At 67.4% G+C, this 23,661-nt stretch carries 23 protein-coding genes; 7 read left to right on the top strand and 16 right to left on the bottom strand.

Features of this window, described 5'->3' with window-relative positions:
- Position 1: 1 nt before the first annotated feature.
- Entirely contained in the window at positions 2–1,027 is a 1,026-nt protein-coding gene (cyoA, locus tag ACGLHS_RS08760) for a ubiquinol oxidase subunit II (protein ID WP_093238193.1), read from the bottom strand.
- Positions 1,028–1,204: 177 nt separating this feature from the next.
- Between cyoA and ACGLHS_RS08755 the strand changes: the two genes are divergently transcribed.
- Together ACGLHS_RS08755 and ACGLHS_RS08750 are read left to right on the top strand one after the other, a co-directional pair.
- Positions 1,205–2,542 (top strand): MFS transporter, encoded by a 1,338-nt coding sequence (locus ACGLHS_RS08755; protein WP_093238195.1) that lies wholly within the window; start codon positions 1,205–1,207, stop codon positions 2,540–2,542.
- Positions 2,543–2,643: 101 nt separating this feature from the next.
- Positions 2,644–3,330 carry an HAD family hydrolase gene (locus tag ACGLHS_RS08750; RefSeq protein WP_394478819.1) on the top strand — a complete coding sequence of 229 codons (687 nt, stop codon included), beginning with the start codon at positions 2,644–2,646 and terminating at the stop codon, positions 3,328–3,330.
- 22 nt (positions 3,331–3,352) lie between these two features.
- Here the strand turns inward: ACGLHS_RS08750 and ACGLHS_RS08745 are convergent, their stop codons facing one another.
- The 7 genes from ACGLHS_RS08745 to ACGLHS_RS08715 form a co-directional block, all read right to left on the bottom strand.
- On the bottom strand, positions 3,353–5,293 hold the full coding sequence (locus ACGLHS_RS08745) for a TRAP transporter large permease subunit (RefSeq protein WP_394478817.1): 1,941 nt from the start codon (positions 5,291–5,293) through the stop codon (positions 3,353–3,355).
- A complete protein-coding gene (locus ACGLHS_RS08740) occupies positions 5,290–6,303 on the bottom strand; it encodes a TRAP transporter substrate-binding protein (protein WP_394478815.1) in 1,014 nt (337 codons plus the stop codon). The genes ACGLHS_RS08745 and ACGLHS_RS08740 overlap by 4 nt, the downstream gene beginning before the upstream one ends.
- A 62-nt stretch (positions 6,304–6,365) precedes the next feature.
- On the bottom strand, positions 6,366–7,955 hold the full coding sequence (locus tag ACGLHS_RS08735) for an acyl-CoA synthetase (protein ID WP_394478813.1): 1,590 nt from the start codon (positions 7,953–7,955) through the stop codon (positions 6,366–6,368).
- Positions 7,952–9,121, bottom strand: a complete 1,170-nt coding sequence (locus ACGLHS_RS08730; protein ID WP_394478811.1) for an acetyl-CoA acetyltransferase — start codon at positions 9,119–9,121, stop codon at positions 7,952–7,954. Before ACGLHS_RS08730 ends, ACGLHS_RS08735 begins: the two co-directional genes overlap by 4 nt.
- Before the next feature lie 13 nt (positions 9,122–9,134).
- Positions 9,135–9,941 carry an SDR family NAD(P)-dependent oxidoreductase gene (locus tag ACGLHS_RS08725; protein ID WP_394478809.1) on the bottom strand — a complete coding sequence of 269 codons (807 nt, stop codon included), beginning with the start codon at positions 9,939–9,941 and terminating at the stop codon, positions 9,135–9,137.
- Positions 9,942–9,963: 22 nt separating this feature from the next.
- Positions 9,964–10,362: a PPC domain-containing DNA-binding protein gene (locus ACGLHS_RS08720; RefSeq protein WP_394478807.1), complete on the bottom strand. Its 399-nt coding sequence runs from the start codon at positions 10,360–10,362 to the stop codon at positions 9,964–9,966.
- Positions 10,355–10,909: a PCC domain-containing protein gene (locus ACGLHS_RS08715; RefSeq protein WP_394478805.1), complete on the bottom strand. Its 555-nt coding sequence runs from the start codon at positions 10,907–10,909 to the stop codon at positions 10,355–10,357. The genes ACGLHS_RS08720 and ACGLHS_RS08715 overlap by 8 nt, the downstream gene beginning before the upstream one ends.
- A 115-nt stretch (positions 10,910–11,024) precedes the next feature.
- Between ACGLHS_RS08715 and ACGLHS_RS08710 the strand changes: the two genes are divergently transcribed.
- Complete coding sequence (locus tag ACGLHS_RS08710) at positions 11,025–11,945, top strand: LysR substrate-binding domain-containing protein (RefSeq protein ID WP_394478803.1); 921 nt, start codon at positions 11,025–11,027, stop codon at positions 11,943–11,945.
- Positions 11,946–11,955: 10 nt separating this feature from the next.
- Here the strand turns inward: ACGLHS_RS08710 and ACGLHS_RS08705 are convergent, their stop codons facing one another.
- The 6 genes from ACGLHS_RS08705 to ACGLHS_RS08680 form a co-directional block, all read right to left on the bottom strand.
- Entirely contained in the window at positions 11,956–12,990 is a 1,035-nt protein-coding gene (locus tag ACGLHS_RS08705; protein WP_394478801.1) for an isopenicillin N synthase family dioxygenase, read from the bottom strand.
- 1 nt (position 12,991) lies between these two features.
- Positions 12,992–13,735, bottom strand: coding sequence for an amino acid ABC transporter ATP-binding protein (locus ACGLHS_RS08700; RefSeq protein ID WP_093238209.1), 744 nt, complete (start codon positions 13,733–13,735; stop codon positions 12,992–12,994).
- Positions 13,732–14,448, bottom strand: coding sequence for an amino acid ABC transporter permease (locus ACGLHS_RS08695; protein WP_394478799.1), 717 nt, complete (start codon positions 14,446–14,448; stop codon positions 13,732–13,734). The genes ACGLHS_RS08700 and ACGLHS_RS08695 overlap by 4 nt, the downstream gene beginning before the upstream one ends.
- 13 nt (positions 14,449–14,461) lie before the next feature.
- A complete protein-coding gene (locus ACGLHS_RS08690) occupies positions 14,462–15,157 on the bottom strand; it encodes an amino acid ABC transporter permease (protein WP_394478797.1) in 696 nt (231 codons plus the stop codon).
- 172 nt (positions 15,158–15,329) lie between these two features.
- Positions 15,330–16,157, bottom strand: coding sequence for an ABC transporter substrate-binding protein (locus ACGLHS_RS08685; RefSeq protein ID WP_394478795.1), 828 nt, complete (start codon positions 16,155–16,157; stop codon positions 15,330–15,332).
- Between the two features lie 110 nt (positions 16,158–16,267).
- Positions 16,268–16,825 carry a hypothetical protein gene (locus ACGLHS_RS08680; protein WP_394478793.1) on the bottom strand — a complete coding sequence of 186 codons (558 nt, stop codon included), beginning with the start codon at positions 16,823–16,825 and terminating at the stop codon, positions 16,268–16,270.
- A 190-nt stretch (positions 16,826–17,015) separates the two neighbouring features.
- Between ACGLHS_RS08680 and fabV the strand changes: the two genes are divergently transcribed.
- From fabV to ACGLHS_RS08660, 4 genes are all read left to right on the top strand, one after another.
- Positions 17,016–18,212: an enoyl-ACP reductase FabV gene (gene fabV / locus ACGLHS_RS08675; RefSeq protein WP_394478791.1), complete on the top strand. Its 1,197-nt coding sequence runs from the start codon at positions 17,016–17,018 to the stop codon at positions 18,210–18,212.
- Positions 18,213–18,239: 27 nt separating this feature from the next.
- The gene (locus ACGLHS_RS08670; protein WP_093238216.1) at positions 18,240–18,659 is read left to right on the top strand and encodes a group II truncated hemoglobin; all 420 of its coding nucleotides are present in this window, start codon (positions 18,240–18,242) and stop codon (positions 18,657–18,659) included.
- Positions 18,660–18,699: 40 nt separating this feature from the next.
- The gene (locus ACGLHS_RS08665; RefSeq protein ID WP_394478788.1) at positions 18,700–19,923 is read left to right on the top strand and encodes an NAD(P)/FAD-dependent oxidoreductase; all 1,224 of its coding nucleotides are present in this window, start codon (positions 18,700–18,702) and stop codon (positions 19,921–19,923) included.
- A 129-nt stretch (positions 19,924–20,052) separates the two neighbouring features.
- Positions 20,053–22,122: a bifunctional 2',3'-cyclic-nucleotide 2'-phosphodiesterase/3'-nucleotidase gene (locus ACGLHS_RS08660; protein ID WP_394478786.1), complete on the top strand. Its 2,070-nt coding sequence runs from the start codon at positions 20,053–20,055 to the stop codon at positions 22,120–22,122.
- Between the two features lie 128 nt (positions 22,123–22,250).
- On the opposite strand, the gene ACGLHS_RS08655 is transcribed toward ACGLHS_RS08660, so the two are convergent.
- Both ACGLHS_RS08655 and radC read right to left on the bottom strand, forming a co-directional pair.
- Complete coding sequence (locus ACGLHS_RS08655; RefSeq protein WP_394478784.1) at positions 22,251–22,907, bottom strand: Smr/MutS family protein; 657 nt, start codon at positions 22,905–22,907, stop codon at positions 22,251–22,253.
- Positions 22,907–23,584, bottom strand: a complete 678-nt coding sequence (radC, locus tag ACGLHS_RS08650; RefSeq protein WP_394478782.1) for a DNA repair protein RadC — start codon at positions 23,582–23,584, stop codon at positions 22,907–22,909. The genes ACGLHS_RS08655 and radC overlap by 1 nt, the downstream gene beginning before the upstream one ends.
- Positions 23,585–23,661 lie beyond the last annotated feature (77 nt).

Below are 23,661 nucleotides of genomic sequence, written 5' to 3'. Positions count from 1 at the left end.
CTTATTCTTCGGTGGTGCACATCGCGGTGACGTACTTGCGCTTGGGCGTGTCGAGGGAATCGGTCAGCCAGGCCTGCTTGGTGGCAACGTTGAATGCGCCGGGCTTGCCCATGCCGCCGTCGGCGTCGATGGCCATCATTTCCTTCATGCACATCTTGTTGCGGTCCACGCACAGGTTCAGGATGGCGTCGTACAGGGCGGGGTCCACGGCGGCGTAGTGGCGCACGGGCTCGCGTTCGCTCGGCGCTTCGAGCTTCTTGTAGAGGTCGCGGGTGAGTTCGCCGTCCTTGCCGGCCTTGACCTTCTGGACCCACTGGTCGAAGTCGCCGTCGCTCAGGCCGTGGAACTTGAAGCGCATGCCCGAGAAGCCGGCGCCGCTGTAGTTGGCGGAGAAGCCTTCGAACTCGCCCGGCTTGTTGATGACCGCGTGCAGCTTGGTCTCCATGCCCGGCATGGCGTAGATCTGGCCGGCCAGCGCGGGGATGAAGAAGGAGTTCATGACCGAGGAGGCCGTGATCTTGAAGCTGATCGGGCGGTCCACCGGGGCGGCCAGCTCGTTCACCGTGGCGATGCCCTGCTCGGGGTAGATGAAGAGCCACTTCCAGTCGAGCGCCACCACTTCGACCACCAGCGGCTTGGTGTCCGCGGGAATCGGGCGCTGCGCGTCGAGGCGACGCAGCGGCTGGTAGGGGTCGAGCACGTGGGTGCTGATCCAGGTGATCGCGCCCAACGCAATGATGATCAGCAGCGGCGCCGCCCAGATCGCCAGTTCGAGCTGGGTCGAGTGGTCCCAGTCGGGGCTGTAGGTCGCTTCCTTGTTCGACTGGCGGTAGCGCCAGGCGAAGAAGATGGTCAGCGCGATCACCGGGATGATGATGATCAGCATCAGCACGGTCGAGACGACGATCAGGCGTCCTTGCTGATTGGCGATGTCGCCGGAAGGGTTCATCAGCACCGTGTTACAGCCCGCCAGGAGGATGGCGGGGAGCAGCAGGAGCGATCGGCGAAGGTTCTTGAGGATGTGCATGCCGGGGGAAAAGAGGTGCGGGGGCGACGCAAAAAGACCCCACAATCTACGCTCGAAGACGGGTTTCGCCTATTGGACGTTTTGTCCTATGGCGGTAAATGTGTTTCGGTGAGACCCTATAGGCTGTCCATGATCCTATGTGTCACTTCCCGAGGTGACACCCGAATTACAGAAGCAATGACGACGTCCAGCATCAGTCCGCAAGGCGCCCAGCCGCTGCCGAACTCGCCCGAAATCGGCGCCCGGCAGGGTGACGACCACTCGCACATCGCCCCCGGCGAAATCGCGGTCGGCGTGGTCATCGGCCGCGCATCCGAATATTTTGACTTTTTCGTCTACGGCATCGCCTCGGTGCTGGTGTTTCCTGCGGTTTTCTTCCCGTTCGAGCAACATCTTGAAGGTGTTCTCTACTCTTTCCTGATTTTCTCGTTCGCCTTCATCGCGCGTCCGTTCGGAACTGTCATCTCGATGGCCATCCAGCGACGTTTCGGGCGAGAAGCCAAGCTGACCCTGGCGCTTTTCGTGCTCGGCACGTCCACCGCCGGCATCGCCTTCCTGCCGGGCTACGCCAGCCTTGGCTTCACGGCCATCGTGCTGCTGTCGGTGTTCCGCTTCGGCCAGGGCTTGGCGCTGGGCGGTTCGTGGGACGGCCTGCCGTCGCTGCTGGCGCTGAACGCGCCGGCCAACCGCCGCGGCTGGTACGCCATGCTGGGTCAGTTGGGCGCGCCCATCGGCTTCTTCATTGCCAGCGCACTGTTCGCCTACCTGTACTCGAGCCTGCCGAGCGAAGACTTCCTCGACTGGGGCTGGCGCTACAGCTTCTACGTGGCCTTCGCGATCAACGTGGTGGCGCTGTTCGCCCGCCTGCGCCTCGTGGCCACCGACGAATACTCGCGCCTGCTCGAAGAGCGCGAACTGGAACCCACGAGCGTGACCGAACTGGTCGGCTCGCAGGGCACCAACATCCTGATCGGCGCGTTCGCCGCGCTGGCCAGCTACGCGCTGTTCCACCTGATCACCGTGTTCCCGCTGTCGTGGATCACGCTGTACTCGGACCAGTCGGTCACCGAATTCCTGGTGGTGCAGATGGTCGGCGCGGTGCTTGGCGCCGCCGGCATCGTGGCCTCGGGTCTGCTGGCCGACCGCATCGGCCGCCGCTTCACGCTGGGCGGCCTGGCCGCCGTGATCGCGGCGTTCAGCGGCTTTGCCCCCACGCTGCTCGACGGTGGCCGCGTGGGCCAGGACATCTTCATCCTGGTGGGCTTCGTGATCCTGGGCCTGTCGTACGGCCAGGCGGCCGGCGCCGTGACCTCGAACTTCGCGCCCAAGTACCGCTACGTTGGTGCAGCGCTGACGGCCGACGTGGCCTGGCTGATCGGCGCGGCGTTCGCACCGCTGGTCGCCCTGGGCCTGTCGGCCCACTTCGGCCTGGCCTACGTCAGCGTCTACCTGCTGTCGGGTGCCGTTGCCACCCTGGCCGCGCTGGGCCTGAACCGGGCGCTGGCGCGCGACTGACCGGCGGACCGGCGCTCTTCGCCGTTCTTTCCGAAAAGGGGCCTGCGGGCCCCTTTCCCATTTCTGGCGCAACGGTTGGCGCACTGGCTTAGGATTCGCCGATGTTTGCCGCCGCCATCTTCGACATGGACGGGCTGCTCATCGATTCGGAGCGCCCCATCATGGCCGCCTGGATCGAGGCGGCCCGCACGCTCGACATCGAGCTTTCGCACAGCCAGTACCTGCAGGTCGTGGGGCTCTCCACCGTGGAGTCCGAGCAGATCCTCGCGTCGCTGCTGGGCGGCCCCGAGGCCTACCGCCACGCCATCGAGCATGTGCGCCGGTATCTGCAGCTCGAGCGCGCGGACGGCTCGCCGCTTTTTCCGATCAAGCCCGGCGCGGCCGAATTCCTGAGCGCCCTGCGCGAGCGCGGCATCCGCTGCGCCGTGGCCTCGTCGTCCACGCGAAAGCAGATCGAAGCCTGCCTCGGCAGCCTGGGCCTGCTGCACCATTTCTCGGCCTTCGCGGGCGGCGACGAAGTGGCGCGCGCCAAGCCCGACCCAGCGCTCTATCTGCTCGCGGCCGAGCGGCTGGGCGTGGCCCCGGCCGACTGCATCGCCTTCGAGGACAGCGAGAACGGCGCCAAGTCGGCGCTCGCGGCGGGCCTGCGGGTCGTGGTGGTGCCCGACCTCAAGCATCCGCCCGAGGCGATCACCGGCCAGGCGTTCCATGTGCTCGAGTCGCTGCACGACGCGGTGCCGCACCTGCCGCATTGGTTCCCGCCGGCACCGACCGGGAAGCTCGCCTGAGCAATCCCGGCCGGGCTTCGAATCAGAGGAACCCGATCGACAGCCACGGAATGGCCGCCACCGCGATGGTGCCGACCAGCAACGCCAGCATGTAGCCGACGATGGGCCGGATGCCCGCGTCCGGCCGTACCCGCCCGATGGCGCAGGCCGCGTAGTAGCCCACGCCCAGCGGCGGCGCGAACAGGCCCAGCCCCATCGACAGCACCACCACCATCGCGTAGTGCACCTCGTGGATGCCCAACTGGCGCGCGATGGGAAACAGCAGCGGTCCGAACAGCACGATGGCAGGTATGCCCTCGAGCACTGAACCCAGCACCACGAAGGTGACCAGCGACACCGCCAGGAACATCGGCGCGCCGCCCGGCAGGCTGGCCATGGCTTCGGCCAGCCAGCGCGAGAAGCCCGATTGCGTCAGCCCCCAGGCCATGGCCGTGGCGGTGCCGATGATCAGCAGAATGGCGCCCGAGAGCGACGCGGTGGCCACCAGCATCGGCCCCAGCCGCCGCCAGTCGAACTGCCGGTACACCACCAGCCCCGCCACCACCGCGTAGACGATGCCGATGGTCGACACCTCCGTCGCCGTGGCCACGCCCTCGACCACGGCCGCGCGGATGACGAAGGGCAGCGCCAGCGCCGGCAGCGCCACCAGGGCCAGCCGCATCACCTGTTTCCACGGCGGCCGCGCGACCTGGCTGAGGTCCTCATGGCGGTTGCGCATGAACACCACCACGCACAGCATCAGCCCCAGGATCACCGCCGGCAGCAGCCCGCCGGTGAACAGCGCCGCGATCGACACGCCCGTGACCGAGCCGATGGTGATGAGCACCAGGCTCGGCGGCACGGTTTCCGTCTGCGCACCGGTGGCCGCGAGCAACGCCACCAGTTCGCCTTCGTCGGCGCCGCGCTTCTTCATCTCCGGAAACAGCGCAGGCGCAATGGCGGCCATGTCCGCCGCCTTCGAGCCCGAGATGCCCGACACCAGGTACATCGCGCCGACCAGCACATAAGACAGGCCGCCCTTCACATGCCCCAGCAGGCTGGCCAGGAACGCGACCATCGCCTTCGCCATGCCCGTCATCTCGATCAGCAGCCCGAGAAACACGAACAGCGGCACCGCCAGCAGGATGAGGTGCGACATGCCCTCGTCCATGCGCCCGATGATCACGGGCAGCGCGGTGTCGGTGGTCAGCGCCAGGTAGCCGAAGGTGCCCAGGCCAAACGCGAATGCGATCGGAATGCCGCAGAGCACGCAGACCAGCACCACGCCCACGAAGAAGACCAGCAGGTTCAGTCGGCCCAGGTCTTCGAACACCGCGCGGCCCAGCGTGAAGGCGACGATCAGCGTGGCGACCACGGCAAAGGCCTTGGTCGAGGTCTTCCAGTCGAAGTCGCGAAACAGCCGCAGCACCGCGAACATGCCCATCAGCACCACGCCCACGGGCAGCGCCGCGGCGCGCCAGGCGTTGGAGATGTCGAGCGCCGGGGTGGTGATGAAGCGTTCGTCCGATGCGTATTCCCAGGCCGGCCACGCCACCATCGCCAGGAAGGCCAGCGCGGCGTACAGCGCAATGGCCTCCGCCAGCCGGCGGCGCTGCGGCGGCAGCTTGGACACCATCGCGGTCATGCGCATGTGCTCGCCGCGCCGCAGGGCGACCACGGCGCCCAGCATCGCCAGCCAGATGAAGAGCATGGAGGCCAGCTCGTCCGACCAGATCAGCGGTTGGTGCAGCACGAAGCGGGCGACCACGCCGGCCAGCAGCACGACCACGTCGGCCAGCACCAGCGCGGCGGCCAGGCCGTCCACCAGCGCCCCGAGCACGTGCTCCGTGCGCGAGGTGAAGGACGCCGGGTTCGCCTCGTTGGCCGCATCGCCGTGGCCGTGCGGGCCCACGGGTGGGGTGTTGCCGCTCGCGCCGCCCGTCGGGGGCTCAGGCGGCCGCGCCGCCGGGCGCGGCGCGCTCATGCCAGCTTGCCCGTGCTGCGCTCCAGGAGTGCCCAGGCTTCATCGCCGTATTTCGACTTCCACTCGGCGTAGAAGCCGGCCTTGCGAAGCTGGTCGCGGAAGGCGGTGGGGTCGGGCTGGTTGATCTGCATGCCCTTGGCGCTCAATTCCTTTTGCAGGTTGGCATTGAGCTCGGCCACGTCGGTGCGCTCCCGCATGCCGGCGGCGTTGATGTGCTTGGCCACGATGGTCTGCAGGTCGGCCGGCATCTTGTCCCAGGCGCGGCGGTTGGCCAGGAACCAGAAGCCGTCCCACATGTGGTTGCTCATGGAGCAATATTTCTGCACCTCGTACAGCTTGGCGGTGGAGATGATGGCCAACGGGTTCTCCTGCCCGTCGACGATCTTGGTCTGCAGCGCCGAATAAACCTCGGCGAAGTTGATCGACGTGGGGGCCGCCTCCAGCGCCTTGAACATCGACGTCCACAGCGGCGACACAGGCACGCGGATCTTGAAGCCCTTCAGGTCGGCCGGCGACGCGATCGGCTTGCTCGACGAGGTGATCTGCCGAAAGCCGTTGTCCCAGATCTTGTCCATGGCCACGATGTTGGCCTTGGCGATCTGCGTGCGGATGTGGCTGCCCAGGTCGCCGTCCATCGCCTTCCACACGCTGGCGTAGTCGGGAAACGCGAAGCCCACGCCGCTGATGGAAGCCGAGGGCACCAGCGTCGACAGAATCAGCCCCGACAGCGTGAAGAACTCCACCCCACCCGAGCGCAGCTGGCTCAGCACGTCGGTGTCGGAGCCCAGCTGGTTGTTCGGAAAAATCTGGATGTCGACTTGGCCGTGGGTCTCGGCGCGGATCGCGTCGGCCATCTCCTTGGCCCGCAGGTTCATCGGGTGCGAGACGGGCAGGTTGTTGGCGTACTTGTAGTTGAACGCGTTCTTCTGGGCCAAGGCCTGGCGCAACGGGAGCGCGAGGGTGGAAGCGGCGGCTGCGGTGCGCAGGACGGTACGGCGGTTGATGTTCATTCTTTGTCTCTATGTCGTAGTTGTGTTGAATTCGATCGTCCGGGGGAAAAGGAGGGCTTGGTTCAGTGCGTGGCGACCTCCCCGATCTCTCCGCGCTCCGCGAGGAGCCGTCGTATTTCGTTCTTCGTGACCTTGCCGTAGCCTGACTTCGGCAGCGAATCCCAGAAAAAGACGTGCCGCGGCCAGCGGTACCTGGCGCAGCGCCCGTCGAGGTGGGCCAGGATGTCCTCGGGCGTCGGCGCCTCGTGCCCGCACACCAGCACGGCCACGCCCACCTCGCCCCACTTGGCGTCGGGCACGCCCAGCACGGCCGCCTCGCGCACCGCGGGGTGGGTCAGCAGGATCTCTTCCACCTCGCGCGGATAGACGTTGGAGCCGCCCGAGATGTACATGTCCGACTCGCGGCCGGTGATGTAGAGCAGCCCCTGTGCGTCCATGCGCCCCAGGTCGCCGGTGTGGAACCAGCCGCCGCGCAACGCCTTGGCGGTGGCCTCGGGGTTGTTGAAGTAGCCCGCGAACACGGCCGGGCCCCGGCAGCAGATCTCGCCCACTTCGCCGGCGGGCAGGCGCTGCATTCGCGCATCGAGGATGGCCACTTCCATGCCGGTGCGCGGCCGGCCGCACGAACCGACGTGCGCGTTGGCGTCTGCATCGTCGGGCGAGTGCATCGACGGCGGCAGCACGGTGATGCAGCCGGTCACCTCGCCCAGGCCGAAGTACTGCACCAGCACCGGCCCGAGCTTCTGCAGCGCGCGCTTCTGGTCGGCGCGGTACATCGGCGCGCCGGCGTAGATCAGGTAGCGCAGCGAGCGGTGGTCGAACTCGTCGACCGAGGCGTCTTCCACCAGCATCTTGACGATGGTCGGCACGGTGAACACGTTGCTCACGCGGTGCCGCTCGACCAGCGCCCAGAAGGTGCGCGGCTCCAGCCGGTCCGACGGCGGCAGCACCGTGGCCGCGCCGCGCGCCACGTTCAGCAGCGCATGGATGCCCGCGCCGTGCGACAGCGGCGCCACGGCGATGGAGCAGTCTTTCTCCGTGGTGCCGGGAATCAGGTCGGCCAGGTGGTTGGTGACCACGAAGGCGAGCTGCCCGTGCGTGAGCACGGCCGCCTTGGGCTTGCCGGTGGTGCCCGAGGTGTAGAAGTACCAGGCCGGCGTATCGGCCTGGACATCGGCCACGGCCTTGGGCGCGCCGGCATGCGCGGCCAGCAGCGGCTCGTAGCCGTGCTCACCCTGTCGCGGCGTGCCGATGGTGACGACCTGCGCAAGGTGCGCGCTGGCGCCACGCACCGCATCCACATGGGCCGCGAAGCAGTCTTCGGCCAGCATCACCGTCGCTTCGCTGGCGCTGCCCAGGTAGGCCACCTCGGGCGGCGTGAGCCGGAAATTGACCGGCACCCAGACCACACCCAGCCGGAACGCGGCCCAGCAGCTTTCGAACAGCGCGAGGTTGTTGCGCGACTGCACCAGCAGCTTGTGGCCCGGCCGCATGCCCAGTGCGTGCAGCGCCTGCGCCAGTGCGTCGACGCGCTCGTCGATCTCGCGCCAGGTCCAGCTGCGCTCTTCGAGGATCAGGCCGGGGCGCTGCGCAAACAATGCCGCCGTCTGCGACAGCAGCACCGACAGGTTCGCCGCATGGGCCTGGCTCACGCCGCCTCCAGCACGCTGAGGTAGTTGGCGACGGCCGCCCCACCCATGTTGAAGACCGCGCCCGGCTTGCCCGTGCCCACCTGCATGTCGCCGGCCAGCCCGGTGAGTTGCATGGCGGCCATCACGTGCTGCGAGACGCCCGTCGCGCCGATCGGATGGCCGCGCGACTTGAGGCCCCCCGAGGGGTTCACCGGCAGCCTGCCGTCCTTGCGCGTGACGCCGTCGAGGATCGCGCGCGCGCCCTGGCCGTGCGGCGCCAGCCCCATCGCCTCGTATTCCAGCAGTTCGGCGATGGTGAAGCAGTCGTGCGTTTCCACGAAGCCCAGGTCGTCCAGCGTGAGGCGCGCGGCTTCGAGGCCCCGGTGCCACGCGAGCGCCGCACCCTCGAAGCGCGTGGGGTCGCGCCGCGACAGCGGCAGGTAGTCGTTGACCTGCGTGCGCGAGCGCCAGCGCACCACGGGCACCTTCGCCGATGCCAGCGGTGCGGCCGAGATGACCAGCGCCGCCGCGCCGTCGGAGACCAGCGAGCAGTCCGAGCGCTTCAGCGGCCCGGCGACGAACGGGTTCTTGTCGGAGGGGTTGCGGCAGAAGTCGAAGCCCAGGTCGCGGCGCATGTGCGCATAGGGGTTGTGCGTGCCGTTGGCGTGGTTCTTGGCCGCGATGGCGGCCAGCGCGTCGCTCTGGTCGCCGAAGCGTTCGAAATAACCGCCGGCGATGTTGCCGAACACACCCGCGAAGCCCGAGGGCGTGGCGCCTTCTTCCTTCACGTAGGAGCAGCGCAGCAGCGTCTGCGCGATGACCGGGCCGGGCACCGCGTTCATGATTTCGAAGCCCACCACCAGCGCATGCCGCACGCGGCCGCTGGCCACCGCGTCCAGTGCGGCCCAGATCGCGGCCGAGCCCGTGGCGCAGGCGTTTTCCAGTCGCACCGCAGGCACATGGCGCAGCCCCGGCACTGCCAGCGCCACCAGCGAGGCGCTGAAGTCCTGCGGTACGAAGCCGCTGTTGAAGTGGCCCACGAAGATGCCGTCGATGTCGCCGGCTTCCAGCCCCGCCGTCGCCAGCGCGGGCTCGACCGCGTCGCGGATCAGCTGCTCGCTGTCGGCCGCGTCGAGCTTGCCGAAGGGCGTGTGGCCCCAGCCTGTGATGAAGGTGTCGTTGCGCATGATTGGCCGCTCCTCATGCGTGGTCGGCAGGTGCCGCAGGTGCGCCGCGGCGCAGCGTCGGCAGGCCCACGCCTGCGGCATCGAAGCCGCCGTCCACCGCCAGCACCTGGCCGTTGATGAAGCTGGCTTCGTCGCTGCACAGAAAGCCCACCGTGTTGGCCATTTCCTCCACGCTGCCGTAGCGGCCCAGCGGAATGGCGTCGTAGTAGTCGGAGCGGATGGCCACGCTGTGGACCAGCTTGGCCATCTCGGTGTCGACCGGACCGGGCGCGATCACGTTCACGCGCACGCCCGCATTGCCGAGTTCGACCGCGTACTGCTTCGTCAGGTGGATCAGCGCCGCCTTGCTGGTGCCGTAGGCCACGCGCAGCGTGCTGGCCCGCAGCCCGGAAATCGACGCCACGTTCACCACCGCGCCGCTGCCGGCCTTGACCATCAGCGCGCCGAAGGCTTGGGTGCACAGGAAGGCGCCGTCCAGGTTGGTGCCCAGCACCGTGCGCCAATCGGCGAAGGTGGTTTCGGCAACGCGCTTGAACACCGCCACGCCGGCGTTGTTGACGAGCGCGTCCACGCGGGCGAAGCGGTCGATCACGGCCTTGGCGGCGGCCTCGACCTGCGATGGGTCCGACACGTCGCAGTGCACGCCGAGCACGCGTTCGGGTTGCGCGAGCTTGCTCACGGTGAGGTCGAGCGTGGCGTGGTCGTTGTCCAGCAGCGCGACCCGATGGCCGTGTGCGAGGAACCATTGCCCGATGGCCAGGCCAATGCCGCGTGCGCCGCCGGTGACGACTGCGACGCGAGAGGAGGAAAGATCTGTCATGGATGTCTTCGGTGTTGCGGGTTCAGGAATCGTCGGAAGGAAGCCACTCCTCGAGCGTGATCTCGAAGGTGACGCACACGGTGTTGGCGCCGGCCACGAAGGGCCCGCCGTAGACACGGCCCCGGGTGTCGGCCACCACGCCGGTCAGCGCCGCGCGCAGCGTGCCGTCGGGCTGGCGCCGCACCTCGCCGGCCAGGCTGACGACCTCCACGGCGGGGCCGCGGATCACCTGGCAGGAGCCGTCGGGCCGCTCCAGGCAGGCGTCGATCAGGCTGCCCAGCGCGCCGCGCACGAAGGCGTTGCCGAAGCCCTCGGCCACGCAGAGCTTTTCGACGCTCTGCATCAGGTCTTCATTGGGGCCGATGCGTGCGTAGGCCACGCGGCCCATGCGGCCGCGTTCGATCAGGCGGACATCAGACATGGGCGGCCCTTGCTTCGGGCCGCATCAGGGGCATGCGTGTTTCTTCGTCGTAGGCCACGCGCAGGTCGAAGCTGTCCAGCGCGGTGACCACCACGGTCACGGGCGCAGGCCCGACCACAGTGCGCTCCGTCAGGATGTGGCCGCCGCGCACCCGGCCCTGCGCTTCGCTGAATGCGCCGTGGCAATGGACGATAGCGGCGCCGCCGGCGGAGCGGCCCAAGGTGGCGTTGCCGAAGATCAGCCGCGCATGGCGCAACTGCTCGGGGGCGCCGTAGGTGGCGAGCACGCGGCCGGTGGGGTCGGGCAGCGCCATGCAGAAGCTCAGCCGGTCGAGTTCGCCGCCCAGCAGCGTCATCGACGCACTGGCCACGTTCTCGGCGGCCAGTGCCCGCACGAGGCTGTCGTGCAGCGTGTCTCCCGCAGGCAGCGAAAGGCGAAAGTGCCGGCCCTTGTCGGCGTGCATGTGGTTGATCCGCACGGGCCCGTACGGGCCAGGGTGAACCACGGTGCGTGCTCGTGGCAGGCCCGTCGTTTTCTGAATCGTCACGTTGTCTCCTTGCGCGCCGACAGGGGTAACGCCGACGCAGCGGGACAAAGTCTAGGAGTGGAAATCCATAGCAACAAATCTACAATTCATATAGATCAATACAGGATTCAGATCGATGGAGTTGCGTCATCTGCGCTGCCTGGTGGCCGTGGCCGAGGAACTGCACTTCGGCCGCGCCGCCGAGCGGCTGAACCTGTCGCAGCCGCCGGTGAGCCTGGCGATCAAGGAGATGGAAGACGAGCTGGGCGTGGTGCTGTTCGAGCGCACCTCGCGCCGCATCGCCATCACCCAGGCCGGCGAAGAGGCGCTGCGCGACGCGCGCGCGGTGCTGGGCGGGCTGGAAACCCTGCGCCGGCGCGCCCAGGACGCGGCCGCCGGCGTCATGGGGTCGATTGCCGTCGGCTTCATCAGCCTGCCGGCCTACACCTTCCTGCCGCCCACCTTGCGGCAGTTCACCGAGCATCACCCCAAGGCCACCGTCGCGCTGCGCGAGGGCATCACCGAGCAGATCGTGGCGGACGTCGAATCCGGCCGCCTCGACGTGGGGCTGGTGCTCCAACCCGCGGAAATGCCCGCCACGCTGGGCTCGCGGCTGGTGCAGAAAGACGTGCTGATCCTCGCGCTGCCCGAGGCGCATCCGCTGGCGCGACCCGGCAACGTGGCGCTGGAGAACTTCTCCGGCGAGCGCTTCCTGGGCTTCGAGCGCCACATCGGGCCGCAGATGTTCGATGCCATCGTCACCACCTGCATGCGGCGCGGCTTCAGCCCGCTCATGTTTCCGGCGCGGCAGATGAACACCATCGTCAGCCTGGTGTCGGGCGGCGTGGGCGTGGCCCTGGTGCCGGCCTGCGTGAAGGCATTGCACCGCGAGGGCGTGGTGTTCCGCCCGCTCAAGGGCGAGAAGACTTCCGTCGACACGCTGGTGGTCTGGCGCAAGACGGACGAGTCGCCGCTCGTGAAGGCGCTGCTGGCCCTGCTGCCCACGCTCGACGAGGCGCCGGAAATGCGCGCCGCGTCGACCTTCGCTCCGGTCTGAGCGGGGCCGCTCAGAGCACTTCGTCGCGCAACTGCGGGAACACCTTCGACACCTTCGCGAGCAGGTAGTCGCCATAGCGGCCACTGAAGGCGTGCACGTTGGCGCGGTCCCAGCGCTCGGCGCTGTCGTCCAGTGCCTCGGCGCCTGCAAGTCCATCGATTCGCTGCACGCGCGCCTCGAAATTCGGATCGAAGAACAGCGGGAACGACAGCCGGTCGCGGCCCGAGGTGTTGCGCTTGACGCGGTGCGGCGTCGACTTGTAGAGCCCGCCGGTCATGCGGTCGAGCATGTCGCCGATGTTGCAGATGAACGAGCCAGCAATCGGCGGCGCGTCGATCCAGCCGCCCGGCGTGTGCACGGCAAGGCCGCCCACGTTGTCCTGGTGAAGGATGGTGAGCAGGCCGTAGTCGGTGTGCTCGCCCACGCCCCATTGCACATCGAGCCCTTCGGGCACGGGCTGCGAGGGGTAGTTGAAGAGGCGGAACAGGATCAGCGGATCGGCCGTGTAGCGCTCGGCGAAGTACGTTGCCGGCAGCCCGAGGCTGAGCGCGATGCCTTCCATCAGCCGGTGGCCGAGCTGCGTGACGGCCGCCATGTAGCCAAGGATGGTCTCGCGAAAATCCGGCACGTCGGGGAACAGGTTGGGCCCGTGCACCGGCGTCTTTGCCTGCACCAGCGGGTGCGAGGCGGGCAGCTCGGTGCCGAGGTACAGGCCTTCCTTCCAGTCGGGCCGGCCCGAGGTCAGCTCGCCGCCGAGCGGGAAGAAGCCGCGCCATGCACGGCCGCCCAGCGCCATGCGCCACTGCATCTTGGTTTCTTCGGGCAGGTCGAAGAACTGGTGGCTCAGGTCTTCGAGCCGCTGCACCAGCGCCGCGTCGACGCCATGGCCCGTGACATAGAAGAAGCCGTGTGCCCGGCAGGCCGCGCCGATCTGCGCGGCCACGCCATCGCGTGCCGCTGTCCCGGCCACGAGCGGGGCGACGTCGATCACGGGCAGCGAGAGGAGGTCGGAAGAAGTGGTGGTCATGGTCGTCGTGGAAAGCATGTCATGCGCCGTGCGCGAACGGCGAGCGGATGTCCGAAAGGAACTGCTGCGCGCGGGGATGCTGCGGGCGGTTGAAGAAATCGTCGGGCGTGGCGCGCTCCAGCACCTTGCCTTCGTCCATGAAGAGCACGCGGTCGGCCACCTCGCGCGCAAAGCCCATCTCGTGCGTGACGCACACCATGGTCATGCCGTCGCGCGTGAGGTCGCGCATCACCAGCAGCACCTCGCCGACCATCTCGGGGTCGAGCGCACTGGTGGGTTCGTCGAACAGCATCAGCGGCGGTTGCATCGCGAGCGCACGCGCGATGGCCACGCGCTGCTGCTGGCCGCCCGACAGCTCGCTCGGCCAGGCGTCAGCCTTGTTCGACAGGCCCACGCGCTGCAGCAACGCCATCGCACGGTCTTCGGCTTCCTTGCGCGACAGGCCACGCAATTGCATCGGCGCCATCGTGCAGTTCTGCAGCACCGTGAGGTGCGGGAACAAGTTGAACTGCTGGAACACGAAGCCGATGCGCGAGCGGAAGGCATTCACATCAGTACCCGGCGCGTGGATGTCCTTGCCCTCGAGCAGGATGCGGCCCGACTGGATCGGCTCCAGCCGGTTGAAGGTGCGGATCAATGTCGACTTGCCCGAGCCCGACGGCCCGCACACGACCACCACCTCGCCCTTGTGGATGGTCTCGGTCACGTCGACTAGGGCGTGGTAGCTGCCGTACCACTTGTTGACTTTTTCGAGTTCGATCATGCGGGCACCTTGGCGGTAGAAGCGGCGGCCGAGAGGCCGCGGCGCGCGAGCCGGCGCTCCAGCCAGTAGGCGAAGCGTGACAGGCCGAAGCACAGGATGAAGTAGGTCAGGCCCAGGATCAGGTAGATCTGCGCCGGCTTGGTGAACACCTGCGTGTTGATCTGCGTCGCGATGAACGACACCTCGGCCAACCCGATGATGTAGCCCAGCGAGGTCTCCTTGATGGTCGAGACGAACTGGTTCACCAGCGAAGGCAGCATGCTGCGCAGCGCCTGCGGCAGCACCACGAGGCGCATCGCGCGGCCATAGCTCAGGCCCAGTGCGCGGGCGCTTTCCATCTGGCCGCGCGGCAGGCCCTGGATGCCGGCGCGCACGATCTCGGCCAGGTAGGCGGCGTCGAACACCACGAGCGCGATCAGCATGGTGGTGAACTGGTCGGTCTTGATGCCGGTCACGCTGGGCAGGAAGAAGTAGGCCCAGAAGATCACCATCAGCAGCGGCAGGCCGCGCACCACGAACACGAAACCCGTCACCGGCCAGCGCAGCCAGCGCCACGGGCTCACGCGCGCCAGGCCGAGCGCGATGCCCAGGGGCAGCGCCAGGATCAGCCCGCACGAGGCCAGCAGCAGCGTGAGCACGAGGCCGCCGAGCGGCCCGTTCGGGTACTGCCCGATGAGGAAGTAGACCCAGTAGTCGTTGATGATCTGCAGCATGCCGGCTGTTCCGTCAGATGGTCCGCACCGGGAAGCGGTGCTGATACCAGGTCGCCAGCCCGGTGATAACCAGCGACACCGTGAGGTACGCCGCGCTCGCGAACGCGAAGGACTCGAAGCTGCGGAAGGTCGCGCTCTCCACCTGGCCCGCCTGGTACATCAGCTCGGCCACGCCGATCACGGTGGCGATGGAGGTGTTTTTCCACAGGCTCAGCGTCTGCGAGATCAGCGGCGGAATGGTCACGCGCAGCGCCTGCGGCAGCACCACGCGGCGCATGGTGGCCAGGTAGCTGAAGCCCATCGCGCGCCCGGCCTCGAACTGCACCGTGGGAATCGCGCGGATGCCGCTGCGGATGTCTTCCGCCATGAACGCGGCGGTGTAGAGCGCAAGCGCGATCACCGCGCTGAAGGCCTCGATATGGCCGGCATAGAGCCACCGCTTGATGCCCTCCGGCAGCAGCTCGGGCGCGCCGAAATACCAGAACAGCATGTGCGCGAGCAACGGGATGTTGCGGATCGATTCGACATACGCAAAGCCGAGCCAGCGCAACGGCGCGAAGGGCGAAAGCCGCAGCAGCGCCACCACCAGCGCGATGGGCAGCGCGAGCACCAGCGCGGCGGCGAGCAGTTGCAGCGAAAGCAGCAAGCCCGCGACCAGCATGTCGTGGTACTTGCCGGTCAGCAGCAAGGAATAGTCGAACAGGGGCATGGGGGGCGACAGTATCACCGTCGCGAGGGAATCTTCTCCCTCCCCCGTTGGGGGAGGGTGGGGGTGGGGGCACAGCGGCGATCAATGCGCCGCAGCCTGCGACATGTGCACAGGCCGCTTGTCCCCATCCCGGCCTTCCCCCGGAAGGGGAAGGAGAAATACCGGGAGGTCGTCAGTCGATCTTGTCGGTCTCGAGCTTGAAGTCGCGCGTCTGGAAGCCGGAGGCCGTGTCCGGGCCGTACCACTTGATGAAGATCTTCTGCGCTTCGCCCGACTTCTCGAGTTCGCGCAGCGTGTCGTCCACCACGGCCTTCAGGCCGGCTTCGCCCTTCTTGATGCCGATGGCCAGCGACTCGGTGCTCAGGTTCTGCTTGAGCACCACGTACTGCGCCTTCTGCGGGCCGAGCTTGGCGTAGCTGCGCAGCAGCGCGGCCTCGTCGTCCACATAGCCCACGCCCTTGCCCTGCTGCAGCGCCTGGAAGGCCTGCTGGCTCGTGTCGAAGGTCACGACCTCGGCGGTGGGCACGGCCTTGCGGATGTTCGGCTCTTGCGTGCCGCCGCGGATGGTCAGCACCTTCTTGCCGCCGAGCTGCGGCACTTCGGTGATGCCGCTGTCCTTCTTCACGATGGCCTTCTGGCCGGTCACGAAGGTGGTGAGAGAAAAGTCGATCTGCGCCTCGCGCTCCTTGTTGTGCGTGAGGCCGGCGGCCACCAGGTCGACGTGGCCCTGCTGCAGCTCGGGAATGCGCGCGGCCACGGCGATCTGCTTGAGCACCGGCTTCACGCCGATCTTCTTGGCGATGGCATTGGCCAGGTCGACTTCGTAGCCGACGATCTGGCGCGTCTTCGGGTCGATGAAGGTGGCGGGCTCGTCGGTGCCGAGCACGCCGACCACGAGTTCGCCCTTCTTCTTGATGTCGGCCAGTTGGTCGGCGTGGGCGACGGTGCCGAGCAGCAGGGTGGAGGCGGCGATTGCCGCGGCAATGAGGTTCAAGCGCATGTTCTTCTCCTTCATGGAAAGCAGGGCGAGACCATATCAATAAAACTTCAGACCATTAAATGGTCAATTCATATATCGACATGCATGTGCGGCTATGAGCGGCGCACGGCTCACTCAGGTGGGTCCCATGGCATGGGTGATCCCGCGCCACCGCCGCCGCAATAGGTCCACGGCTTTGTAGCGCGCTCTCCTTCGTAGGCGCCGCTGTAGCCATCGTGGAACTGCTGCCAGCCCGCTTCGGCCTGGAATACATCGGTTTCGAATATGCCGAGCAGTGCCTCAAGCACTTGCCTCCACTGTGGCGCGGCGTAGAGCATCGCGCCGATATCCATCGTGTCGAGATGAACGAATGCAAACGGGGTCTGCTCGAGCATCGTTGTGAACTGGTCCAGCCACAGTGGCTTCATGGAGGGAAAGCGCGAAGTCAACAGTTCGCGCCTCGCGGCAAGTATTGCCAAGGCCTGCGTCCGGGGCGCTACCAGATAGGGCCACAGGCTGTCGGGCTCATTCGGCTCGGGCACTTCGGTGATGTGCTCGCGTCGATAGAGGGCGAGCCAGAGGAGGGGCAGATGGTCTCTGGACAGCAGGTATGGAGAGCTTTCGGAAAGCTCTCCTTGCCCAGGCTTGGTTGTGGCATCCGAGAAATACAGCTCCGAATAGCTCCCCATGGCTGCGTCTCCCCTTTGCAGGCTGATTCAGGAAATGATGTGGTCCGCGCGCTTGGCAGCCGCGCCGCAGGCATTTTGCCTGTGTGGCTGCTGAAGGCGCCGTTGCTGGCCTAGGTTAAATTCGCGGCGCAAAACGCGCTCCGGCCGTTCCCCGCGGCTGCTGTTCCGCGTCTTATCTAGCGAGCTCTTCATGATCATCAAACCGCGCGTGCGCGGCTTCATCTGCATTACGACCCACCCCACGGGTTGCGAAGCCAACGTCAAGCAACAGATCGACTACGTCAAGGCCCAGGGCCCCATCGCGGGCGGGCCGAAGCGCGTGCTGGTGATCGGCGCATCGACCGGCTACGGCCTGGCCGCGCGCATCACCTCGGCCTTCGGCTGCGGTGCCGACACGCTGGGCGTGTTCTTCGAGCGTGCCGGCAGCGAGACCAAGCCTGCATCGCCCGGCTGGTACAACACGGCCGCCTTCCATAAGGCGGCCACGGCCGAAGGGCGCTACGCGAAGAGCATCAACGGTGATGGTTTTTCCGATGCGGTGAAGCAGCAGACCATCGACACGATCCGGGCCGACCTCGGGCAGGTTGATCTTGTCGTCTACAGCCTGGCTGCGCCACGGCGCACGCATCCGAAGACCGGGCAGGTCTTCAACTCGACGCTCAAGCCCATCGGCAAAGCCGTCAACCTGCGCGGCCTGGACACCGACAACGAGGTCGTCAAAGACTCGGTGCTGCAGCCCGCCACGCAGGAAGAGATCGACAACACCGTGGCCGTGATGGGCGGTGAAGACTGGCAGATGTGGATCGACGCGCTGCAGCAGGCCGGCGTGCTGGCCGATGGCGCCAAGACCACGGCCTTCACCTACCTGGGCGAGCAGATCACGCACGACATCTACTGGAACGGCTCCATCGGCGCCGCCAAGAAAGACCTCGACCAGAAGGTGCTCGGCCTTCGCCAGACGCTGGCCGCGAAGGGCGGCGACGCGCGTGTGTCGGTGCTGAAGGCGGTGGTCACGCAGGCCAGCTCGGCCATCCCGATGATGCCGCTGTACCTGTCGCTGCTGTTCAAGGTGATGAAGGCAGAGGGCACGCACGAAGGCTGCATCGAGCAGGTGCACGGGCTCTATGCCGAAAGCCTGTACGGCACCGCACCGCACATCGACGACGAAGGCCGCCTGCGCGCGGACTACAAGGAACTGGCGCCGCAGGTGCAGGCCCGCGTGCAGGAACTCTGGGGCCAGGTGACCAACGAGAACCTGTACGAGCTGACGGACTTTGCCGGCTACAAGACCGAGTTTTTGCGGCTCTTCGGCTTTGCCGTCGAGGGCGTGGACTACGAGGCCGACGTGAACCCCGACGTGGGCATTCCAGGCCTCATCCAGGTCTAGCAAGCCTGCGCTGGGATACTCCCTGCCATGCAGATTCAAGAAAAACCGCCCGCCGGAACCCCTTTCGAGTGGATCGGCGGCGAACCCAAGGTAGAGGCACTGGTCGAGCGCTTCTACGACCTGATGGACCTCGAGCCGGCCTACGCGCAACTGCGCGCGGTACACGGCACCAGCCTCGACAACGCACGCCAGCGGCTGTTCTGGTTCCTGTGCGGCTGGCTCGGCGGCCCGCAGCATTACACCGACCGCTTCGGCCATCCGATGCTGCGTGCGCGCCACATGCCGCAGGCCATCGGCGGCCACACCATCGGCATCAAGGAGCGCGACCAATGGCTGGCCTGCATGGACCAGGCCATGGGCGAGACCGAAGTGCCCGATGCATTGCGCGAGCGCCTGCGCGGCTCGTTCTTCCAGACGGCCGACTGGATGCGCAATCGCGGCGAATAAGCAGGCACAACCAGACAACGACTTCGAAAGACTGTTCTCCATGAGTTCCATCGTCATCATCGGCGGCGGCCACGCCGCTGCCCAGCTTTGCGCGGGGCTTGCCGAAGCCGGGCAGGGCGCGCGCGTGCACCTGGTCTGCGAGGAGGCTTGCGAGCCTTACCACCGGCCGCCGCTGTCCAAGGCGTTCCTGAAGAGCGCCGAGGAAGCGACGCAACCGCACAAGGCCGCCGACTGGTACCGCGAAGCCGGCATCACGCTGCACCTGGGCGACGCGGCCGTGGCCATCGACCGCGAGGCCCGCACCGTCACGCTGCGTTCCGGCGCTGTGCTGCCCTGGGAGCGGCTGGTGCTGGCCACCGGCACGCGCGCACGGCAGATGCCCGAGCTGAAGCCGGGGCTGGAGAACGTCGCCAGCCTGCGCGCCGCCGACGAGGCGCATCGCCTGCGCACGCGGCTCGCTTCGGCTGAACGGGTCACGGTGCTCGGCGGCGGCTTCATCGGGCTCGAAGTGGCGGCCACCGCCAAGGCGCTCGGCAAGTCGGTGCAGGTGATCGAAAGCGCGCCGCGCCTGCTGGGCCGTGCCGTGTCGCCCGAACTCTCGGCGCACGTGCTCGCCACGCACCGCGCGGCCGGCATCGACATCGTGCTGGGCGCGCAGACCGGTGCGTTCGAGGTGGAAGGCGACCGGCTCGCATCGATCCAGGTCAACGGCGCGAAGCAGCCGGTGGACCTGCTGCTGCTGGGCATCGGCGCGGTGCCCGAGACGGCGCTGGCGCAGGCGGCCGGCCTCGAATGCGCCGACGGCATCGTGGTCGACGGCCACATGCAGACCAGCGCGGCCGACGTGCTCGCGGTGGGCGATTGCACGCGCTTCCCCGATCGCCGCGCGGGCCGTGCGCTGCGGCTCGAATCGGTGCAAAACGCCAACGACCAGGCACGCACGGCCGTGGCCACGCTCACCGGCGCGGCGCGCACGCACGATGCCGTCGCGTGGTTCTGGTCCGACCAGGGCAGCATGCGCCTGCAGATGGTCGGGCTGATGCCTGCCGAAGGCACGCCGGGCCTGACCAGCGTGCGCCGTCCGGGGCCCAAGCCCGATGCGTTCTCGCTGTTCCATTACGTCGACGGGCAGCTCGTGTGTGTCGAATCCGTGAATGCGCCGGTCGACCACATGATGAGCCGCAAGCTGCTCGAAGCCGGCCGCAGCCCCGACCCGGTGGCCATTGCCGATGCGTCAATACCCCTGAAGAACCATCTGTCGTAGGCACGCCTCAGGTCAGGACCAGTTCACCATCCTGTCACTCGGCTTTCAGAGACTTCGTCTTCCTCAAATTTGCAGGGAGATCCCTCGATGAAGAAAGCAGTGGCCGCGTCGCCTTGGCGCCTAGCCCCCATGTCCGCCTGTGTCGCAATCCTGGCCGCCGCGCTCACCGCCTGTGGTGGCGGGGGCAGCAGCGGCCCGATCTTTCCGCCGGTCGCACCGGCACCGAACCCCCCGGCGCCGCCCGCGCCAGCACCGGTGGCCGCAGGCACGCGCACGACGGTCGCATTGCTGGAGACCACCGACCTGCACTTCAACGTGCGCAGCTATGACTACTTCAAGCTCGCTGAAGACAAGTCGTACGGCTACGAGCGCACCGCCACGCTGATCAACGCGGCGCGCAAGGAGTTTCCGAACACGGTGCTGCTGGACAACGGCGACACCATCCAGGGCACGGCGCTGGCCGACTACGAAGCGCTGGTGAGCCGCATTCCCTGCACGCAGCCGCTGTCGATCTACAAGGTCATGAACGCCTCGGGCTTCGACGCCGGCACGCTGGGCAACCACGAGTTCAACTACGGGCTGGACTTCCTCAACCAGGTGCTGGGCGGCGGCCTCGACGTCGACGGCGTCGATGGCTCCAAGAAGTGCGCCGGCCCGACCTTCCCGATGGTGCTGGCCAACGTGCAGAGCATCAAGAGCGGCAAGCCGCTGATTGCGCCCTACACCATCGTCACCAAGCAGTTCACCGCGACCGACCCCGACGGCAAGGCCGTGACGGTGCCGATCAAGGTCGGCGTGATCGGCTTCACCACGCCCGGCATCCTGAACTGGGACAAGCGCTTCCTCGAAGGCAAGGTGAGCACCCAGGGCGCGGTGGAAGCGGCCAACAAGTACATCCCCGAACTGCGCGCCAAGGGCGCGGACATCGTGGTGGCGCTGCAGCACGGCGGCCTCGATGCCTCGCCCTATTCGCCGACGATGGAAAGCCCCGGCCTCTACCTGTCGAAGGTGCCGGGCATCGACGCGCTGATGATGGGCCACCAGCACGGCACCTTCCCCGATCGCGGCACCAACCCGGGCTACAAGCAGGCCGGCGTGGACAACAAGGCCGGCACCGTCAACGGCGTGCCGGCCGTGATGGCCAGCTCGTGGGGCAAGGCGCTCGGCCTGATCCGGCTCGACCTCGTGTACGACGGCAAGGCCTGGAGCGTGGACAAGACCAAGACCAACGTCGAGCTGCGTTCCACGCAGACCGGCAAGGACAGCGCCGGCAAGGCGATCTACGTCGATGCCGACCCGAGCGTCGCACCGCTGATCGAAACCCAGCACCAGGCTGCGATCACCTACGTGAAGACGCCGATCGGCAGCACCGACTTCCGCATGAACACCTACTTCGCGGACGTGGGCGACCCGGGCGCGATCCAGATCGTGAACCAGGCACAGGCCGACTACGTGGCGGCCTACATCCAGGCCAACCTGCCGCAGTACGCGAGCCTGCCGGTGCTGTCGGTGAGCGCGCCCTTCAAGTCGGGCTATGAAGGCGGACGCGACTACACCGACGTGGCCGTGGGCAACCTGGCGATCTTCAACGCGGCCGACCTGTACCTGTACCCGAACACGGTGTATGCGGTGAAGGTCACGGGCGCCGAGATCAAGGGCTGGCTCGAAGCGGCAGCCAAGCGCTTCAACAAGATCAGCACGTCCGCGACGGCAGACCAGCAGCTCATCAGCACCTTCCCGGGCTACAACTTCGACATGTTCACCACGCCGGACGTGCAGTACGAGATCGACGTGACGCAGGACGTGGGAAGCCGCATCAAGAACCTGATGTACAAGGGCGCGGCCATCGACCCGGCGAAGGAGTTCGTCATCGCGACGAACAACTACCGTGCGACGAGCGGTGCGAGCTTCATTCCCGCGCTGGACGGACGCGCGACGATCTATGCCTCGCCCGATGCGAACCGTGATGTGTTGATCGAATACATCAAGGCCAAGAAGACCATCACGCGCGCGACCAACGGCGCGGCACGCAGCTGGCGCTTCACGCAGGTGACGACGGCGGGCAACGTGGTGTTCACGTCGGGGCAGGGGCAGTTGAGCGCGGCGACGGATGCCGGGCTGAACAACATCTCGGTGCTGACCGCCGATGACGGCAGCGGCAAGGGCCGCTCGGTCTACAAGCTCGACCTGAGCAAGTAACCCGCTTGACTCCCTCCCCTTCGGGGGAGGGCGGGGGTGGGGGGCACGTCGGCCTTGCCGCATGCGCGGCGCCTGTTCGAAGGCCTGCCCCCATCCCAACCTTCCCCCAAAGGGGGAAGGAGCAAGACTCAGCGACGCACGGGCGCCAGAAGCACCACGAGGGCTCCCGCGCCGCCTTCCGCCGGCTTGGCCTGCACGAACGCAATCACCTCGTTCTTCTGGATCAGCCAGCGTTGCGTCTTGGTCTTGAGCACCGGCTGCTTGCCGGGCGAGCCCAGGCCCTTGCCGTGCACCACGCGCACGCAGCGCAACCCCTGCTTGTGAGACGTGCGGATGAAGCCGCCGAGGGCTTCGCGCGCCTCGTCGCTGCGCATGCCGTGCAGGTCGACCTGCGCCTGGATTGACCAGTCGCCCTTGCGCAAACGCGCGGTGATGTCGGTGCCGATGCCGGGGCGGCGAAAGCTCATGGCGTCGTCGACGTCGAGCAACGTGGTCACGTCGAATTCGTCCGACAGCGACTCGCGCAGCACGCGCTGCTCGTCGAGCTGGTGCTGCACCGGGATCGGCGCGGGCGGCTCGGGCGAGAGCGGCACGGCGGCCTTGCGTCGCAGCGGCTCGGTGGCGCCGATGGCACGGGTGAACAGGTCTTTCTCGGCGGCGCGCTTGCGTTCGGCCGCCGCCTTTGCCGTCGCCTCCGCCGCTTCGCGCTCGCGGGTTTCGGCCAGCACGCGCTGCACCTGCTTGAGGTCGGCGAGATTCTTCAATGAGGGCGCACGCGAAGCCATCAGAGCAGCCCCCTTTCCGCCATCGAGAAGCTCTGGCCCGGGCCCACGATGATGTGATCGAGCACGCGGACATCGACCAGCCCCAGCGCGGCCCGCAGCGTCTGCGTGAGCGATTCGTCGGCGCGCGAAGGCTCGATGCTGCCACTCGGATGGTTGTGCGAGAGCACCACGGCCGCGGCCTGGTGGTGCAGGGCGCGCGTGACCACCTCGCGCGGGTAGACGCTGGTCTGCGTGAGCGTGCCGCGGAACATTTCTTCGAGCGCGATCAGGCGGTGCTGCACGTCGAGGAACACTACCGCGAACACCTCGTGCGGACGCGAGCCGATGTGCAGCTGCAGGTATTGCTTGACCGCCTCGGGCGAGTCGAACACCGTGCGCTGCCGGAGCTTTTCGCCCATGGCGCGGCGTGCCAGTTCGAGCACCGCGATCAGTTGGGAGCGCTTGGCGTCGCCGCCCATGCCCTTGATGGTCTTGAGGTCGTCTGCACGGGTATGCAGCAGCCCCGAAAGACCGCCGAAGCGTTCGAGCAGGTGCTGTGCGAGCTGCAGCACGTTCTTGCCTGCCACGCCGGTGCGCAGCAGCAGTGCCAGCAGCTCGGCGTCGGCCAGCGCGGTGGCGCCCCGCGCGATGAGCTTTTCGCGCGGGCGGGCGTCGATTGGGAGATCCTTGAATGCCATGAAACCCTGCTGAAACCTTGGTGGACGCGGGTCGAAGCCCCGATCCTTAAAATGAGGCCCAGTTTATCGGGACACCC

Origin of the sequence: Variovorax sp. VaC1 (assembly GCF_043658315.1) — a bacterium.
Taxonomy (GTDB): Bacteria; Pseudomonadota; Gammaproteobacteria; order Burkholderiales; family Burkholderiaceae_C; genus Variovorax.
Note: the sequence above shows the minus strand (reverse complement) of the source record. Positions and strands in the feature narration are given on the sequence as shown.

Bases quoted from the DNA above. Each gene is read 5' to 3' on its own strand.
- ACGLHS_RS08680 (WP_394478793.1), bottom strand. From the start codon at position 16,825: ATGGGGAGCTATTCGGAGCTGTATTTCTCGGATGCCACAACCAAGCCT.
- ACGLHS_RS08745 (WP_394478817.1), bottom strand. From the start codon at position 5,293: ATGAGCGCGCCGCGCCCGGCGGCGCGGCCGCCTGAGCCCCCGACGGGC.
- radC (WP_394478782.1), bottom strand. From the start codon at position 23,584: ATGGCATTCAAGGATCTCCCAATCGACGCCCGCCCGCGCGAAAAGCTC.
- ACGLHS_RS08710 (WP_394478803.1), top strand. From the start codon at position 11,025: ATGGAGTTGCGTCATCTGCGCTGCCTGGTGGCCGTGGCCGAGGAACTG.
- ACGLHS_RS08750 (WP_394478819.1), top strand. From the start codon at position 2,644: ATGTTTGCCGCCGCCATCTTCGACATGGACGGGCTGCTCATCGATTCG.
- ACGLHS_RS08705 (WP_394478801.1), bottom strand. From the start codon at position 12,990: ATGCTTTCCACGACGACCATGACCACCACTTCTTCCGACCTCCTCTCG.
- ACGLHS_RS08665 (WP_394478788.1), top strand. From the start codon at position 18,700: ATGAGTTCCATCGTCATCATCGGCGGCGGCCACGCCGCTGCCCAGCTT.
- ACGLHS_RS08685 (WP_394478795.1), bottom strand. From the start codon at position 16,157: ATGCGCTTGAACCTCATTGCCGCGGCAATCGCCGCCTCCACCCTGCTG.
- ACGLHS_RS08660 (WP_394478786.1), top strand. From the start codon at position 20,053: ATGTCCGCCTGTGTCGCAATCCTGGCCGCCGCGCTCACCGCCTGTGGT.
- ACGLHS_RS08720 (WP_394478807.1), bottom strand. From the start codon at position 10,362: ATGTCTGATGTCCGCCTGATCGAACGCGGCCGCATGGGCCGCGTGGCC.
- ACGLHS_RS08695 (WP_394478799.1), bottom strand. From the start codon at position 14,448: ATGCTGCAGATCATCAACGACTACTGGGTCTACTTCCTCATCGGGCAG.
- ACGLHS_RS08690 (WP_394478797.1), bottom strand. From the start codon at position 15,157: ATGCCCCTGTTCGACTATTCCTTGCTGCTGACCGGCAAGTACCACGAC.
- ACGLHS_RS08725 (WP_394478809.1), bottom strand. From the start codon at position 9,941: ATGACAGATCTTTCCTCCTCTCGCGTCGCAGTCGTCACCGGCGGCGCA.
- ACGLHS_RS08730 (WP_394478811.1), bottom strand. From the start codon at position 9,121: ATGCGCAACGACACCTTCATCACAGGCTGGGGCCACACGCCCTTCGGC.
- ACGLHS_RS08740 (WP_394478815.1), bottom strand. From the start codon at position 6,303: ATGAACATCAACCGCCGTACCGTCCTGCGCACCGCAGCCGCCGCTTCC.
- fabV (WP_394478791.1), top strand. From the start codon at position 17,016: ATGATCATCAAACCGCGCGTGCGCGGCTTCATCTGCATTACGACCCAC.
- ACGLHS_RS08655 (WP_394478784.1), bottom strand. From the start codon at position 22,907: ATGGCTTCGCGTGCGCCCTCATTGAAGAATCTCGCCGACCTCAAGCAG.
- ACGLHS_RS08700 (WP_093238209.1), bottom strand. From the start codon at position 13,735: ATGATCGAACTCGAAAAAGTCAACAAGTGGTACGGCAGCTACCACGCC.
- cyoA (WP_093238193.1), bottom strand. From the start codon at position 1,027: ATGCACATCCTCAAGAACCTTCGCCGATCGCTCCTGCTGCTCCCCGCC.
- ACGLHS_RS08670 (WP_093238216.1), top strand. From the start codon at position 18,240: ATGCAGATTCAAGAAAAACCGCCCGCCGGAACCCCTTTCGAGTGGATC.
- ACGLHS_RS08755 (WP_093238195.1), top strand. From the start codon at position 1,205: ATGACGACGTCCAGCATCAGTCCGCAAGGCGCCCAGCCGCTGCCGAAC.